Here is a 15,780-nt window from a genome sequence, read left to right as displayed (position 1 = left end):
TCGCGTGGGTCTCATATCCGGCGCATAGGTCTATCCAACGATACGGATGGGCTGGTGGGCGATGCTCGGTGCACAACCGACCGAGGAGTCAGACGTGAGCCGCATCCCCGAACCCGATCACACGCCCGCGGGACCGGCCTACGAGGGCCGCCTGCTCGACCGCGCCGACGACGAGGTCGTCGATCAGGGCGCCCCGTTCGACATCCGCACGCTGATGACCCGGCGTTCCATGCTGAGCCTCGCCGGCCTCGGCTTGGGCGCCGCGGCTCTCGCGGCCTGCACTCCCACGGCGACGGCCTCGCCCGCCGCATCACCCACGGCGACACCGACCGCGACACCCACCGCAACACCGTCCGCGACAGCCGTCGCGAACTCGGGCCTGCCCGCCGGCGAGATCCCTGACGAGACCGCCGGCCCCTACCCCGGCGACGGCTCGAACGGGCCCGACATCCTCGAGCGCTCCGGCATCGTCCGCAGCGACATCCGATCGTCCCTGGAGGGCGGCGCGACCGCGGACGGCGTGCCGATGACCCTCCGGCTCACGATCCTCGACACCGCTCGAGGTGACGTGCCGTTCGCCGGGGCCGCCGTCTACGTGTGGCATTGCGACGCCGACGGCGGGTACTCGATGTACTCGAACGGGATCGAGAACGAGACCTACCTGCGAGGGGTGCAGGTCTCCGACGCGTCCGGCGTCGTCACCTTCACCTCGATCATTCCCGCCTGCTACACGGGCCGGTGGCCGCACATCCACTTCGAGGTCTACCCGGACGCGGCGGCGATGACCGACGCCGCGAATGCCATCGCGACGTCACAGGTCGCCCTCCCCGGGGACGTCTGCAGCACCGTCTACGCGCTCCCCGCCTACAGCGGTTCCGCGCGCAATCTTGCGCAGGTCTCGCTCGCCTCCGACAACGTGTTCGGCGACGATGCAGGCGCCCTCCAGCTGGCCACCGTCACCGGCGACACGACATCCGGATACGTCGTCTCGCTCACCGCTCGAGTCGACACGACGACGACCCCCGCGGCGGGCGCCGCTCCGGGCGGGGTCTCACCCCGCCGACCCTGACCGTTGCGCGCCGCGGCCGCGCATGAGCCGGGGCACGACCGCGACCAGCACAACCATCGCGACGAGCTCGACGAGCGTCTGCGTGACCACTACGAGCGGAGTCAACGCGAATGACGCAGGCAGGGCGAGTGCGAGCGGCAGGACGACGAGAGAGTTGCGCGTCACAGTGCTGAAGACCACCGCCCGCCGGCGCGAGACATCGAGTCCGGCCAGACGGCCCGCGACAATCCCCACCATCACTGCGCACGGCACGAACGCGACGAAGATCGGCACGACGGGCGCCAGCGACACCATCGCATCCCCGACCGCGGCCGTCTGCGAGGCGACCGCGACGAATAGCGTCAGCATCATCACCGGCACCATGGCACGCAGCAGCCCGGACGACACCGACCCGACGCGCGGCGAACGGCGCGTTGCCGCCTGCGCGACGGCGGCGAGCGCAAGCGGAACGACGATGAGCAGAACGAACGCTTCGGCGAACGGGCGCGGATCGATGACTGCGACAGCCTCGCCCCCGGCCATCGCCCACACGTACGCGGGCAGAAGCAGCAGCTGCGTGATCATGAGCAGCGGCGTCGCCGCCAGCAGCCGCTCACGCGATCCTCCAGCGAGGCCCGCGAAGACGACGACGTAGTCCACGCAGGGTGTCAACAGCACCAGCAGCACGCCCAGCAGAAGCGCCGCGTCATGGGCGACGAACCGCGACAGCAGCCACACGACCACCGGGACCGCGACGAAGTTCGCGACCATCACGGCCCCGATGAACCGTGCGTCACGGACGGCCTCCCGCAGCCCGACGAGCGGGATCGAGAGGAACGTGAGGAACAGCAGGACGCCCAGCACGGGGGTGAGCGCCGGTTCGATCGCCTCAGCGAAGCGCGGCATCGCGAGCCCCACGACCCCGCCCACGACCAGCGCCACCAGGAACATCGCCGCTTGGTGCCGTTCGATCACCGCGAGCGCCCGCATCATGCCAGCATGCCGCACCGGAGGCCAGAAGCACCCCGGCAGCCGTCGCATGAGGTGGAATGGGAGAACCGCTACGGAAGGACAGCCACCATGCGCGGAGTCATCATGCACGCCCCCGGCGACGTCCGCGTCGAGGAACGCGACGACCCGACGATCGAGAAGCCCACGGATGCCGTCATCCGGGTGGCCGCGGCCTGCATCTGCGGCTCCGACCTGTGGCCCTATCGCGGCGAGGACCCCATCGAGCGTCCCATCCCGATGGGGCACGAGTACGTCGGCGTCGTCGAGCAGATCGGGGACGACGTCAGCGGGCTCTCGGTCGGCGACTTCGTCGTCGGCTCGTTCATCGCCTCGGACAACACGTGCGAGATCTGCCGCGACGGCTACCAGTCGCACTGCGTCGACCGCGTTCCCATGGGCCGCCTCGGCTCGCAGGCCGAGCGCCTGCGCGTGCCCCTCGCCGACGGCACCCTCGTCGTCGTCCCGGGCGAGCCCACCGACGACCAGATCCGCGGCCTCCTGGCGGCATCCGACGTGCTCGGCACCGGCTGGTTCGCCGCCGTCGCCGCAGAGGCCGGCCCCGGCAAGACCGTCGCGGTCGTCGGCGATGGCGCCGTCGGACTTCTCGGCATCCTGTCGGCCAAGCAGCTCGGGGCCGAGCGCATCATCGCGATGTCGCGTCACGCCGACCGCCAGGCCCTCGCCCGCCGCTTCGGCGCCACCGACATCGTCGAAGAGCGGGGCGCCGACGGCGTCGCGCGAATCAAGGAGCTCACCGACGGCCTCGGCGCGCACTCCGTCATCGAGGCGGTCGGAACCCAGGAATCGATGATGCAGGCGATCCGCTCCACCCGCGCCGGCGGCCACGTCGGCTACGTCGGCGTCTCGCACGACGTCGAGCTGCCCGGCGCCGAGCTCTTCGGATCGGGCGTGCACCTGCACGGCGGCCCCGCCCCGGTGCGGCAGTACCTGCCCGAACTGATCGACCTCATCATGTCGGGGACGATCGACCCGGGTGCCGTGTTCGACCTGACCCTGCCCCTCGACGACGCCGCCGAAGGCTACCGGGCCATGGACGAGCGCCGCGCGACGAAGGTGCTGCTCACGCTCTGACCGGTACCGGGATGCACGGCATCCGATCCGACACGCCGTCGAGGATGCCGCCGGCACGGCGCGTCTGCCGCGATCCCTTGCATGCGGGACCGCGGCAGACCTGGCTCAGCGCCGCGTCGTGACCGCTCGCCGGCGCACCCGGGCGACGATGAGGAGCAGGCCGACGAGGCTCAGCCCTGCCGCGAGCGCCAGCGGCGCGGGCGAGACCTCACCACCGGATGCCGCGAGCGAGCCGACCGCCCGGGCATCCGAGCTACCGCCCGGCGCCCCGGCCGGACCGGTGCCCGACGACCCTCCCGACGAGCCTCCCGGCGAACCCGTGTCGCCGGGGGTTCCCCCTCCTGGTTCTCCCGCACCCGGCTCACCCGCGCCCGGCTCACCCTCGCCGGGAGCCGCCGTGACGTCGGCGAGTCCACCGTGGGTGAGGCTCAGGTACGGCGCCGAGTGGATCGTCGTCATGGGCCCCTCCTCGGCCAGCAGCGCTGCGCGCTCGTCGGTCGGGAAGTGGTTCTGCGCGAGCTCGAAGTAGCTCATGCTGTGCGCCGTGAACCCCGCGTCACGCAGGTAATCGATCGTGCGCACGTTCGCGAGCTTCGCCGGGTCGCCCGTGTAGTAGGGGAAGGATGCCGGGTCGGCGACCCACCCCGTCGCGGCGTCCGCGGCATCCGCGAGCCCGCGCCCGTGAGCGTTCACGTGATCGTGCACGTTGTAACCGTGCGCCGACAGCGTCTCGGCGACGAGGAAGAGCGGCAGCAGGGAGAAGTGGGTGTACCAGATGCCGTGATCGCCGACGCCGTTGTTCCGGTCGACCTCCTCCGGAAGGTGCCCGTTCTCGTCGATCTGGTGCTCGAGCAGCTCGACGGCGCGCGCGTTCGCAGCGGCGAGCTCCGCCTCGTCGTCAAGGTAGGCCGCGACGGCGGTCGTCGTCTCGAGGGCCCAGCTGCCCCAGTTGTTCGTCCGATGCAGGATCGACGCCGCGACCGGCGTCGCCGTCTCACGCAGGAAGCCGGCGAACACGGCCTCGGATGCCGCGCTCCACACGGACGTGCCGCGCAGCAGCTCCGCGGCGTGAACGAAGGCCGGAAAGTGGTAGCTGAAGGCGAGCGCGGAGTCCTCACGGGTGCGAACGCATTCGACCGTCGAGGTCCAGGAATCGATGAACTGCGCGGCGTGCGCGCCGTAGCGGGCATCACCCGACAGGCGATACGCCAATGCGAGCTCGTAGGCGGTGTTCGCGTCGTTCTGCAGCCCGTCCCGCGCCCCACGGTGCGCGGTCGGATCGTTGTAGAAGAACGGCACGAAGAAGGTCGTCGGAGGAGCAGGTGCTCGCTCGAGACCCGCGTCGGCGGCCGTGAGCAGACGCGCGTACGCAGACGTCTGCGGCTGCTCCCCCGCCGCGATGCGCGCCGACACCGCCTCGATGCGTGCGTCGCTGACGAGCACCTCGCCGCGACCCGCATCCGTCACCGGTGCACCCGACCAGCCGACGCAGTCGGTCGGCACTGGCTCAGCGCGGTCGATGACGCCCGACAGCTGCACGGAGTCGACCGACATCCGGACGTCGCGATGCGCCGCGAGCGCGAACCCGCTGCCCGAGAAGGCGGCGTCCGTGACATCGATCAGCGTCGTCGCCTCGCCGACGTCGCCGAGGCCGACCCGCATCCGCTCGCCGTCGAGCGACGCCGTGACCGTGACCGGGCCGGAACCGGGGCGGGCATCGGTCTGCGCTGTGCCGAGCACGGCGACCTGCCCGTCGCCGGCGGCGCGGATGACCGCCAGCTCGCCGCTGTTGCGGACGAAAACGGTGTAACCGGACTGCGTGTAGTCATCGGCCGTGCCGGTGCGCCGCACCGTGAAGCCCGCCCACGCGCTGGCTCCCCCGCCCGCAGAGGCGAAGGTCACCGTCGCCGTCGCCTCCCCGTCGAGGCCGCGGCCGGTCAGCGCCAGGATCGACCCGCGTGACGCCCCCGGCTGCACGACTCTGGCGACGCCGTCCGCCGCCTCCCATGTTCCGGCTGCGGGCAGCCAGTCGGGAGTCAGCTCGTCGAACCCGTCCTCGATCGTCGCGGACGGGGCCGCAGCGGCGACCGCGGGCAGAGCCGGTATCGCGAGCGCGACGACTCCGATCACAGCGAGCGAGAATCTCCATCGATTCTTCATGTCGTACCTTTCGTCGGGGTCTTCGGTGTTCACATCACGCGCAGCGACACGATCCGCGCCTGCGCGGCACCGTTCGTGGCCGTCACCCGCACCCGCAGGCCCCTGACCCCGTCGACCTCGACGTCGTGAACACGCTGTCGTCGGCGGTTCGCCGTCACGCTGACCCGTTCGACCCAGACGCCGTCGGCGCCGCAGGTCTCCACGACGTAGTCGCGAACCAGCTCGGGGAACACGCGGTCGGGCGTGCGGTGGTGATGCAGCGTGTTGAGCTCGACGTCGGTGTCGTCATCGAACACCAGTCGCACGGCCGTGATCGACTGCTCGTCATCCCAGGCGAGGGCGAGGTGCGGCGCCGCGTCGTCGGGACGCGACATCCACAGGTTCGGACCGCCGAAGAACCGCTGATAGCCGCCGACCGCCTGCTGGGCCGCGAAGGCCGACGTCTGGGGATGCAGGCGCACGCGCGGCGTGCGTCCTCGCATCGGGATCGCCGGCCACGCGATGACGCTCTCGGACTCGTCGACGGCGACGTTCTGATCACCGTCGGCCTGAGGTCGGTGCGGCAGGGTCAGCACTCCCGGCACCTGCGCCTCGGCGAGCACGACGCTCACATCGGGATCGGCGCCCAGGACCACGACGACGTTCTCGGGCTCATCCGGAGTCCACACGAGCGGCAACCGCACCCACTGCGGGTCGGCGGCTGCCCTCACGTCGACCGAGACCCGCATCCGTTCGTCGATGGGAACCGCGTTCTGCCGCCGCCCGGTGGTCCACAGCCCGGCGGTGAGGGTGGCAGCGCGGGCCACCTTCAGCAGAACGTCGACGCCGTCGAGCTGCGGGTCCACCGGGACGAGCACGCCGAGGTCGGAGTCGAGCGGGTGCTCGGCGACAGCGGCATCCGGCACGAGTTCGACGGGGTCGAGCGTGGTCGCCACCGATGACGCCGATACGCGGGCCTGCCGCGCCAGGTCGGCCGGATCGGTGTTGCGCACGCCGAACACCGAGGCATCCTGGCGCAGGAGCACCTGACGCAGCTCGTCGGCGTGGTCGGCAGCCAGCGCGCGCGGACGCACCCCGAGGTCGAGCGCGAGCGCGGCTCCGGTTCCCGCCGCCTCGCCGCCCGCGCCGCATGTGGCCATGACACGGGTCGAGCCGAACGCGACATGGCTCGCCGAGATGTCGCGCCCCGCCACCAGCAAGTTCGCGACGTTGCGCGAGTAGTAGCTGCGGAACGGGATGCCGTAGATGCCGTTCGAGTACCGCTGGTGAGCCCCGGCCTCGGTGGCGTACATGCCCTCGACCGGGTGCAGGTCGATCGACCAGCCGCCGAACGCGACCGCGTCGTGGTGGTCGACCTGATCGAGGATGTCGTTCTGGGTCAGCACATGGTCCCCCAGGAATCGGCGGTACTCGCGCTTGCCCGGGATCGTGCCGACCCATTCGAGATCGAGGGTGTCGGCGTCGAAGCGGCCCGAGTTCTTGATGTAGTCCCAGATGCCGAAGATGACGGAGCGCAGTTCGTCGCGGATCGCCTCGTTGTCGTGCACGGTGTCGAGGTGGCCGCCCCACTCGATCCACCAGTAGTGCGCGCCCGAGTCGCCGGACCGCAGGATCCGCGACGTCGGGATCGGGGTGGCCGTGATGTCCTTCGCCGAGTCCGGCGCGACGAAGTCGACCGGTCGTCCCACATCCTTCGTGTAGAAGAGGATCGTCGAGCCGAGGAGCTCGTCATCGGCCGTCTCGGGCGCCCACGCCTCACCGAACTCGCCGCGGGCCTCGCGACCGATCCGGAAGTCGGCGCCGGCCAGGTACCCGATGAGACCGTCGCCGGTGCAGTCGAGGACGTACGGGCTCCGGAACGTCGTGGCGATCTCCGAGCCCATCGTCCACCCGTGCACAGCCGTCACGACCCGCTCGCCGTCGACGTCGTCGGTGTCGATCTCGCGCACATCCGTGTTGAGGAACAACCGGATGTTGGGCTCGGCCCGCACCGCGTCGAGCACGACCTCGTCCCAGATGATGGGGTTCCCCTCCGGGTTGCGGTACTGGTTCTCGACGTAGAGCTCGCCGATCACGCCGCTCTCGCGGGCGAACCGCTGGATTCCGTGCGACGTCGCGCCGACGACCCATACCCGCACCTCCGACGACGAGTTGCCGCCCAGCACCGGCCGGTTGCCGATGAGCGCCACCTGCTTCCCCAGCCGCGCGGCGCTGATCGCCGCGCAGACGCCGGCGAGGCCGCCGCCGACGACGGTGATGTCGGATTCGATGTTCTGAGTGCGCATGGTTCCTTCAGGGCAGGGGGGATCACCGGCGGGAGCGAGACGGCTCCCGCCGGTCGGACGACGGTCTGGTCGAGCGGTGGGACGGACGGGCTCAGAGCAGGCGGGAGATCGCCTCCCCCGCGCTCTTCATCGCCGCCCCAGGCTGGGCCTGGCCGATGAGGACCGCCTGCACCTGTTCGGCGATCGCGGTCTCCATCTGTCCGTACGCCGGGTACTTCCACAGCGGGCTGGGCTTCGCCGTCGCGGTGATCGATGACGTGAACGCCTCGACGAACGCGTTCGAGGTGACCGCGTCCGACGAAAGAGCGGCATCCGTCGTCGGCGGCAGACCGAGCGCCGTGAAGTACGTCTCGCTCTGCGCGGTGTCGCTGGTGAGCCACGACGCGAAGTCGGCGGCGGTCTGCGCCCCGTCGCCGTCGACGACGACGACCAGGTGTCCCCAGAGGACATGCTGCGGGGTCTGACCGGCTTTGAGAACCGGCCGCGCGATCGGGGTCATCTTGTCGCCGAGCGAAGCATCGGGCGACTGCGAGAGCACGGCGGATTTGCCCACGGGGGCATCGTCGTAAAGCGCGGTCGATCCCTGGGCGAAGAGGGTTCGCGCCGCGGCACGGTCGACGTCGGGGGCGATGAGCCCCTCGTCGTAGAGCTTTTTGTACCACTCGACGGCCTTGATCGACGCTTCGTCTCCGATCGCAGACTCGTCGCCGTCGACGATCGGCGATCCGAAGGTCTGCATCCACACGACGATGTCCTTGAGCTGCGCGGCCTTCGTGCTCGCCGCGTAGGGGATCACCCCGATCCCCTTGAGCGCACGCAGGCCCTCCTCGAACTCCTCGATCGTGGCGGGGGTGAGCGACGCCCCGGCACGGTCGAACAGCTCGGCGTTGCCGATGAGGCCGACGGCGCCGATCGTCCAGGGCAGTCCGAGCTGCTTGCCGTCCGACTTGCCCGCCCCCAGTGCGGCGTCGGTGTACCCCTTGCCCTGCGTGAACGCGGACAGGTCGGTGAGCTTCCCGAGCGCGGCGAGCGCCGACAGCCAGGCGACGTCGAGCTGCGCGGCACCGGCGAACTGACCGCCTCGCACCTGCAGCGTCAGCTGATTGAGGTAGTCGTTGTACGGATAGGCGACCGTGTCGATCTCGATGCCCTCCGCCTGTCGGAAGCTCGACAGGGCGGATTCGATCGCCGGCTTCGCCGCTTCCTCCGACAGGCTCCACGACGAGAATGTGAAGTCGGTGGCGGTGCCGCCGCCGGGTGTCGCGGCAGGCGCACCGGAATCTCCCGGGGCGCAGCCGGCGAGCCCGAGCACGGCGGCGCCGCCGATGCCGAACACCGAGTACCGCAGCAGCGTGCGCCGCGAGATGTCCTGGACCATGAATTCTCCTTCGAATCGGGTGGGTGGATCAGCCCTTGACCGCGCCGGCGGTGATGCCGCCGACGAGGAAGCGCTGGAGCAGGATGAACGCGACGCACACGGGCACCGACACCACGAGGGATGCCGCCATGAGCGCGGGCCACGAGGTGCTGGCCTCGGAGATGAAGGTGTTCACGAGGCCGGGCGGCAGCGTCTGCCGATCGGGCCCGGCGAGGGTGAGCGCGAAGATGAAGTCGTTCCACCCGCGGACGAAGGCGAACAGGCCGGCCGCGACCAACCCCGGCGCCGCCAGCGGGAACACGACCGAGTGGAAGATGCGCCACGGACCGGCGCCGTCGATGCGCGCCGCCTCGATGAGGTCGTCGGGAAGCGCGTCGAAGAAGCCCTTCAGCATCCAGACGCACAGCGGCAGGGTGAAGGTCGTGAACGACAGGATGAGCGCGAGGTAGGTGTTCAGGAGACCGAACTGCGCGAAGACGAGGTAGAGCGTGACGAGCAGCAGCGCCTGCGGGAACATCTGACTCGACAGCACGAAGTACATCAGCGACTTGCGGCCCGCGAAGCGATACTTCGAAAAGGCGTATCCCATGTACATCGACACCACGACCGACAGCACGGCGGTCACGACCGACACGATCACGCTGTTGCGGAGGTAGCCGAAGATCTGCTCGTTGCCGAAGACCGTCGCGTAGTGCTCGAACGTCACCTGTGTGGGGAAGAGGGACGGCGGGAAGGCGAACACGCGGTCGCTCGGGGTGAGCGAAGTCACGAGGAGCCAGTACACGGGGGCGAAGCCGAAGAGGACGATCACCGCGAGCGCGGTCCACATGCCCCAGCGGATGCGACCGCGTCGGCGGCGGGTCGGAGCCGGCTGCGCCGGGGCGGCCGAGTGAGATGCCGCGGGTGCGGGCGTGGGAACGGGGGTGATGGTGCTCATCGTGAGCCTTCCTTCTCGCCGCGCTCGGAGAGCCAGACGTACACCACCACGAGCACCGTCAGCAGCGCCATCCAGACGATGCCGAGCGCGCCGGCGTGACCCAGGTCGTAACCGCGGAAAGCGGTGTCGTACACTTCGGTGGCGAAAGTGCTGGTGGTGCCCGCGGGACCGCCGCCGGTCAGCACGAAGATCGTGTCGAAGTGCTGGAAGTTCCAGATGAACTCGAGCAGCACGACCAGAGCGGCGACGCCGCGGATGTGCGGCCACGTCACGGCGAAAAATCGGCGGACGACTCCGGCTCCGTCCATCGAGGCCGCCTCGTGCAGTTCGCCGGGGACCGTCTGCAGTGCGGCCAGCAGCATGACCATCACCCAGGGGAAGGTGTTCCACGTCTTCGCGATGATGAGCGCGCCACGAGCAGTGTCGGTCTGGAAGAGCCAGGCGACCGGACTGTCGATGGCGCCGAGGCTCATGAGGATGCCGTTGAGCACACCGTAGTTGGCGTCGAAGATCCACATCCAGAGGAACGAGACGACGACCCCGGGAATCAGCCACGGGATGAGGAAGGCGCCCCGCAGGATGCGCTGGCCCGGGAAGCGCTGGTTCAGCACGAGCGCGAGCGCGAGCCCGATCAGGAACGGCGCGATGGTCGCGCCCACGGTGAAGATGAGGGTCTGCCAGACGAGCCGACCGAAGTCATCTGCGAGGACGGCGGACAGGTTCTCGAGCCCGACGAACTCCATGCCCGGATAGAGCAGATTCTCGTCGAAGAACGCCGAGACGAGCGACCGCAGCAGCGGGTAGAGCACGATCGCGCAGAGCAGCACGAACCCGGGCAGCAGCAGGAAGACCAGGAAGGTGCGCTCGCTCAGCCGCGAGCCGAGTCGGCCCCGCCCGGGGCTCTCGTGAGCGGTCACGCTCGAAGAGGTCATCGTCGTCCTTCGTTTCGTCGTCCGGGCCGTCGTCTGCGACTCCCGGGGGTGGCGACTATCCGCGTCGCCGAACTCAGAGTGCACGACGTGCGCATAGTGCGCAACTGTCATGCACTATGTGCATAATGGGGTGACGGACATCGGCGGCGAAAGCGAGGAAGCATGGCTGCGGAGAAGGGCGCCAATCAGAGCGTCGAGAAGGCGATCACGGTTCTCGAGACCTTCTCGGGGGGTGAACCCATGCGCGTGAGCGATGTCGCGCGCGAAGCCGGGATCGGTCAGTCGACCGCGTCCCGCCTGCTCGCGACTCTCGAGGCCGGCGGGCTGGTCGAGCGCGATCCGCAGACGTCGCTGTACTTCCTCGGCGCCGAGCTCATGACCCTCGCGGGCATCGCGATCAATCAGAACCGGGTGCACCGAGTCGGCCGTCAGATCGCGCAGAGCCTCGCCGGAGAGATCGGTCTCGGCGTCAACATCGCCCTCCTCCGCGGCGCGGAGCTGGTCTACCTCTGCAACTTCGAAGGGCCGCTGTCACCGAAGTCGCACACGCTGATGGGGCAGCGCGTGCCGCTGCATGCGACCAGCATCGGCAAGGCCACGCTCATCGGCACGAATCGCGAGAAGCGCCTGCGACTGCTGCCGGAGCTGCCCGGCTTCACCGAGGCGACCATCACGACGCACGAAGCGCTCGACCGCGAGGTCGCGTTGACCGCGAGACGCGGCTACGCGATCGAGGTCGAGGAGTTCGTGCTCGGACGGGCCTCGACCGCCGCGCCGATCCTGGACCGCAGCGGGAAGATCGTCGCGGCCGTATCCGTCTCCGGTCCGCTAACAGCGATCGATCTCGAGGCCCGCGGCGCGGAGCTGGGCCGCACGGTCGTCGAAACCGCCGACCGCATCAGCTCGGGCCTCGGCTATCAGGGCCCGGCCTGAGCCTTGCGGTCCGAGCGGCGACGCCCCGCCCGCGCGATGAAGAACAGGATCGTCCCGACCACGATGTAACCGGCGGTGCCCAGCCACACCGGCCCCGTCTGCTGGGTGAGCAGCACGACGCTGGCGATGATCGCGAGCACGGGCACGACCCGGGGCACCGAGAAGTGCTTGTGCTCGACCTTGTCCTTCTTCAGCACCAGGACGCTGATGTTCGCCGACAGGAAGACCAGCAGGAGCAGCAGCACCGTCGTCTCGGCGAGCGTTCCGATGTCGCCGAGGACCGTGAGCAGCATCGTGGCACCGGCGACGACGAGGATCGAGACCCACGGCGTGCGGCGCTTCGACAGCACGCGGCCGAAGGCGTGCGGCAGCAGACCCGACTCGGCGAGACCGTAGCCCACGCGGCTGGCCATGACCATGAACAGCAGGGCACCGTTGGCGATGGCCACAAGGGCGATGAGGCTGAACAGCCACGGCGGGATGGCGACGCCGCTCGCGGTCACGACATCCAGCAACGGGCCGGTCGACTCGGCGAGCTCGGCCGGCGGCACGACGATGACGGCGCCGATCGCGATGAGCAGGTAGACGACCGCCGCGGTGATGATGGCGCCGAAGAGGGCTCGCGGGTACGACTTCGACGGGTTCTTCACCTCTTCCGCCATATTGGCCGCCGCCTCGAAGCCGAGGAACGAGAAGAAGGCGACGATGGATGCCGCGAACGCCCCCTGCAGCGGAGGCACATCCGGGGCGAACTCGAAGATGCGCGCCGGCTCGCCACCGCCCCCGGCGAAGACCATCGCCGCGACGAAGATGACGATGACCAGGCCCGAGACCTCGATGATCGACGCCACGAAGTTCGTGGCGAGCGACTCGCGCACCCCCCGCAGATTGATGAGGGTGAGTACCGCGATGAAGGCGATCGCCACGGGGATCGGCGGGATGTCGAAGAGCGCGGCGAAGTAGTCGCCCGCGAACGCGTTCGCGAGCGCCGCCGCCGTCGTGATGCCCGACGCCATCATGAGGAAGCCCACGAGGAACGACAGGAACGGGATGCCGAACGCCTTGTCGACGTAACGGGCGGCGCCGCCCGCGTGCGGGTATTTCGTGATCAGCTCCGCGTAGGTGCCGGCGGTGAGCAGCGCGACGACGAGCGCGATCAGCAGCGGCAGCCAGATCACACCGCCGACGTCCGTCGCCATCGTTCCGACGAGCGTGTAGATGCCGGCGCCGAGGGTGTCGCCCACGATGAAGGCGAACAGGAGGGGGGTTCCGATGGCCCGCTTCAGTCCAGGCCGATCGTCGGCGATCGGCGCACTGGTGTCGTTGGTCATCGCATCACTTCAGCGCCTCACCCCGAATTCCGACAACCCCTGGCGTCGGCGCGTGATCTGTGATTGTGCACCTGCCACGGGGCGGCGCCCGATACAGGCAGGATGTGAGACATGTCCGATGCCCCCGCTCGCTCGTTCCTCCGCGGCGCCGCCGACCTCGCGCGCGGCTTCGGCTTCTGGTCGCGCCGGCCGGGGGTCATGGCGCTCGGCCTGATCCCCGCCGCGATCGTCGGGCTCGTGCTGCTCGGCGGCCTCATCGCGCTCGGCGCCTTTCTGTCTCAGATCGTCGACGCCCTCACCCCGTTCGCCGACGCATGGCCCGAGCTGTGGGCGACGCTCGTGCGCGTCGCCGCGGGCACCGCGGTGCTCGGCGGCGCGATCGTGCTCGTCGCGGTGTCGTTCACGGCGCTCGCCCTCATGGTGGGTGAGCCGTTCTACGACCGCATCTGGCGAGCCGCCGAAGCCGACCTCGGCGGTCCCGTTCCCGACAGCGAGAGCGGATTCTGGCGCTCGGTCGGCGACGCGGTCGGACTCATCGCCCGCGGTCTGCTCGCGGCGGTCATCGCAGCCCTCGTGGGCCTCATCCCCGTCATCGGCGGCGTGCTGGGGTCGGTCACGGCGGTGTCGCTCACCGGCTGGCTGCTCGCGGATGAGCTGACCTCGCGCGCCCTGTCCGCACGCGGCATCCTGGCCGCCGACCGGCGCCGTCTCCGCCGTACGCACCGCGCCCGGTTCCTGGGCTTCGGCGTGGCTACGCAGCTGTGCTTCCTCGTTCCGCTCGGGGCCGTCGTCGCGATGCCGGCCGCCGTCGCCGGCTCGACCTGGCTGGCGCGGACGGTGCTGGACGCGCACGACTGAGGTCCCCACGCCCGACGTCAGTCGTGTCGGACCGAATCGGGCTCCTCGTCGCGGATGCGCTCGTTCTCGATCTGGAACGTCGAGTGCAGCACCGATATCTCGAAATGCTCCGCGACGCACGAGCGCACCTCCTGCAGCACCTCGGCCGCATGGCCGTCGGTGAAGCACCGGTCCTCGACGACGACGTGCGCCGTGATGGTCGGAAGCCCCGACGCGACCGTGGACGCATGCAGATCATGCACGTCGGTCACGTGGTCCAGGCGCAGGATGTGTGCGCGGACGTCGTCGAGATCGAGCCCCTGCGGCGTGAACTCCATCAGCACCGACGCCGTCTCGCGCATGAGCTTCACGGCGCGGGGCACGATGAGGGCGGCGATGAACAGCCCGGCGACCGCATCCGCCTGCGCGAATCCGGTCGTCGCGATGACGATCGCCGCGACGATGACGCCGACGGACCCGAGCGCGTCGTTGAGCACCTCGAGGAACGCCGCGCGCATGTTGAAGTTCGCGCCGCGACTCGAGGACAGCACCGCGATCGCGACGATGTTCGCGACGAGGCCGACGACGCCGAACACCAGCAGCTCCAGGGCGGGAACCTCGGGCGGCTCGAACAGGCGACGGATGCCCTCGATCGCGGCGTACACGCCCACCACGAGCAGCAGCGCTGCCTGGGCGAAAGCGGCGATCACCTCGATCCGGCGGAAGCCCCACGTCCGGCGGGCGTTGGCCGGCCGCATCATGAGGTTCGCGGCCACGAGCGCGACGAGCAGGCCCGAGGCATCGGTGAGGGCATGGGCGGTGTCGGTGAGCAGCGCGAGGCTGCCTGTGACGATCGAACCCACCGCCTGGGTCACGACGATCGCCGCAGTGATCCCGAAGGCGATCCAGAGCTTCACCCGGAAGTCGGCGGGCTGGCCCGCCTGCGCCGCGTTCACGGGGCCGTGGTCGTGTCCGGCGCCCATCAGCTGGCCTCGGCCTCGCCGGCGATGGCGCGGGGCCGCCGGAGGTGCCCGCACAGCGTCGCGCTCGTCCCCGTCGCGCCCAGCAACGCCTCGGCCGCATTGATGAGTCGCGCGGTCGCCTCCGGCTCGGCGAGGGCGTACCAGGACGATCGCCCGTCGGGTCGCACCGAGACGAGCCCGCACTCGAGCAGGAAGGCGACATGCTTGCTCACGGTCGACTGCGCGAGCCCGACGTGCTCGACGAGATCGCGAACACGGTGCTCGCCGTACGACAGATGCTGCAGCACGGCGAGCCGGGTCGGGTCGGCGAGCGCCTGGAAGAGGTGTGCGTAGACCTCGGTCGCGCGCGCGTCCAGCTCCACCGGGACACCAGCATCGAGAGATCCATTCATCGCCACGAAGCGATGATATCGCGCAGACCCGATATGAGATAGGGGTTCGGCGCGGCGGCGTCAGCGGGCGCGGCGGATGCGGATCGGCCCCTTCGCCGTCGACGGGTCGACGACGGCACCGCGCTGCGTGATCTCGACCTCGCCGTCGGCGACGAGCCGCCGCGCGGCACGGCGCGCGGGTTCCATCAGGTCGCGCCACTCCTCGCCGCCGACGGCGCGCGCCGCCTCGGAGGGGCAGATCGTCGCCCCCGCGGCGCGAGCGCTCAGCAGCTCGAGGATCTTCTCGCTCAGCTGCGCGTCGACGGGACGGATGCCGCGACGGCGGCAGGCATCCGAGCAGTAGCGGACCTCGTCCCAGTTCTTCGCCCACTTCGCGCGCCACTGCATCTCGCGACCGCACGACGCGCAGGTCTTCGGCGGCGGGGTCGCGGCGGCGGCGGCTCGAGGCATGCGTCCAGTCT

General features: G+C 70.0%; 14 protein-coding genes. 4 read left to right on the top strand and 10 right to left on the bottom strand.

Features of this window, described 5'->3' with window-relative positions; all coding sequences use genetic code 11:
* Positions 1 to 94 precede the first annotated feature (94 nt).
* Positions 95 to 1,069 carry an intradiol ring-cleavage dioxygenase gene (locus ABIC53_RS13245; protein ID WP_274179197.1) on the top strand — a complete coding sequence of 325 codons (975 nt, stop codon included), beginning with the start codon at positions 95 to 97 and terminating at the stop codon, positions 1,067 to 1,069.
* Here ABIC53_RS13245 and ABIC53_RS13240 read toward each other — a convergent pair.
* A complete protein-coding gene (locus ABIC53_RS13240; RefSeq protein ID WP_274179196.1) occupies positions 1,052 to 2,041 on the bottom strand; it encodes a bile acid:sodium symporter in 990 nt (329 codons plus the stop codon). The two genes, ABIC53_RS13245 and ABIC53_RS13240, sit on opposite strands and share 18 nt — an antisense overlap.
* Positions 2,042 to 2,128: 87 nt before the next feature.
* On the opposite strand from ABIC53_RS13240, the gene ABIC53_RS13235 reads away from it, so the two are divergent.
* Positions 2,129 to 3,151, top strand: a complete 1,023-nt coding sequence (locus ABIC53_RS13235; RefSeq protein ID WP_274179195.1) for a zinc-dependent alcohol dehydrogenase family protein — start codon at positions 2,129 to 2,131, stop codon at positions 3,149 to 3,151.
* Between the two features lie 105 nt (positions 3,152 to 3,256).
* On the opposite strand, the gene ABIC53_RS13230 is transcribed toward ABIC53_RS13235, so the two are convergent.
* The 5 genes from ABIC53_RS13230 to ABIC53_RS13210 all read right to left on the bottom strand — a co-directional run bounded on the left by ABIC53_RS13230 (position 3,257) and on the right by ABIC53_RS13210 (position 10,843).
* Positions 3,257 to 5,311, bottom strand: a complete 2,055-nt coding sequence (locus ABIC53_RS13230) for an alginate lyase family protein (RefSeq protein ID WP_354451818.1) — start codon at positions 5,309 to 5,311, stop codon at positions 3,257 to 3,259.
* Between the two features lie 29 nt (positions 5,312 to 5,340).
* Entirely contained in the window at positions 5,341 to 7,596 is a 2,256-nt protein-coding gene (locus tag ABIC53_RS13225) for an FAD-dependent oxidoreductase (RefSeq protein ID WP_274179193.1), read from the bottom strand.
* A gap of 91 nt (positions 7,597 to 7,687) precedes the next feature.
* Positions 7,688 to 8,974, bottom strand: coding sequence for a sugar ABC transporter substrate-binding protein (locus ABIC53_RS13220; protein ID WP_274179192.1), 1,287 nt, complete (start codon positions 8,972 to 8,974; stop codon positions 7,688 to 7,690).
* A gap of 28 nt (positions 8,975 to 9,002) precedes the next feature.
* A complete protein-coding gene (locus ABIC53_RS13215; RefSeq protein WP_269268368.1) occupies positions 9,003 to 9,911 on the bottom strand; it encodes a carbohydrate ABC transporter permease in 909 nt (302 codons plus the stop codon).
* A complete protein-coding gene (locus ABIC53_RS13210; protein WP_023953611.1) occupies positions 9,908 to 10,843 on the bottom strand; it encodes a carbohydrate ABC transporter permease in 936 nt (311 codons plus the stop codon). Before ABIC53_RS13210 ends, ABIC53_RS13215 begins: the two co-directional genes overlap by 4 nt.
* Before the next feature lie 162 nt (positions 10,844 to 11,005).
* Here ABIC53_RS13210 and ABIC53_RS13205 point away from each other — a divergent pair, with 162 nt between their 5' ends.
* Positions 11,006 to 11,776: an IclR family transcriptional regulator gene (locus ABIC53_RS13205; protein WP_274179191.1), complete on the top strand. Its 771-nt coding sequence runs from the start codon at positions 11,006 to 11,008 to the stop codon at positions 11,774 to 11,776.
* Here the strand turns inward: ABIC53_RS13205 and ABIC53_RS13200 are convergent.
* Positions 11,761 to 13,107 carry an APC family permease gene (locus tag ABIC53_RS13200; protein WP_112615305.1) on the bottom strand — a complete coding sequence of 449 codons (1,347 nt, stop codon included), beginning with the start codon at positions 13,105 to 13,107 and terminating at the stop codon, positions 11,761 to 11,763. The two genes, ABIC53_RS13205 and ABIC53_RS13200, sit on opposite strands and share 16 nt — an antisense overlap.
* A 111-nt stretch (positions 13,108 to 13,218) precedes the next feature.
* Here ABIC53_RS13200 and ABIC53_RS13195 point away from each other — a divergent pair, with 111 nt between their 5' ends.
* Complete coding sequence (locus ABIC53_RS13195; RefSeq protein ID WP_354451814.1) at positions 13,219 to 13,965, top strand: EI24 domain-containing protein; 747 nt, start codon at positions 13,219 to 13,221, stop codon at positions 13,963 to 13,965.
* A gap of 17 nt (positions 13,966 to 13,982) precedes the next feature.
* Here ABIC53_RS13195 and ABIC53_RS13190 read toward each other — a convergent pair whose 3' ends face one another.
* Genes ABIC53_RS13190 through ABIC53_RS13180 form a run of 3 tightly spaced genes read right to left on the bottom strand, consistent with a single transcriptional unit; the run spans position 13,983 to position 15,769 of the window.
* Positions 13,983 to 14,927, bottom strand: coding sequence for a cation diffusion facilitator family transporter (locus ABIC53_RS13190; RefSeq protein WP_274179189.1), 945 nt, complete (start codon positions 14,925 to 14,927; stop codon positions 13,983 to 13,985).
* A complete protein-coding gene (locus tag ABIC53_RS13185; protein ID WP_114587591.1) occupies positions 14,927 to 15,319 on the bottom strand; it encodes an ArsR/SmtB family transcription factor in 393 nt (130 codons plus the stop codon). The genes ABIC53_RS13190 and ABIC53_RS13185 overlap by 1 nt, the downstream gene beginning before the upstream one ends.
* A gap of 60 nt (positions 15,320 to 15,379) precedes the next feature.
* On the bottom strand, positions 15,380 to 15,769 hold the full coding sequence (locus ABIC53_RS13180; RefSeq protein WP_274179188.1) for a DUF2256 and DUF3253 domain-containing protein: 390 nt from the start codon (positions 15,767 to 15,769) through the stop codon (positions 15,380 to 15,382).
* Between the last annotated feature and the right edge of the window lie 11 nt (positions 15,770 to 15,780).

The sequence above is a fragment of the Microbacterium sp. 1262 genome (assembly GCF_040544895.1).
GTDB classification, from domain to species: Bacteria; Actinomycetota; Actinomycetes; order Actinomycetales; family Microbacteriaceae; genus Microbacterium; species Microbacterium plantarum.
The sequence above is the reverse complement of the archived record's forward strand: the minus strand, read 5'-3'. Positions and strand labels throughout refer to the sequence as shown.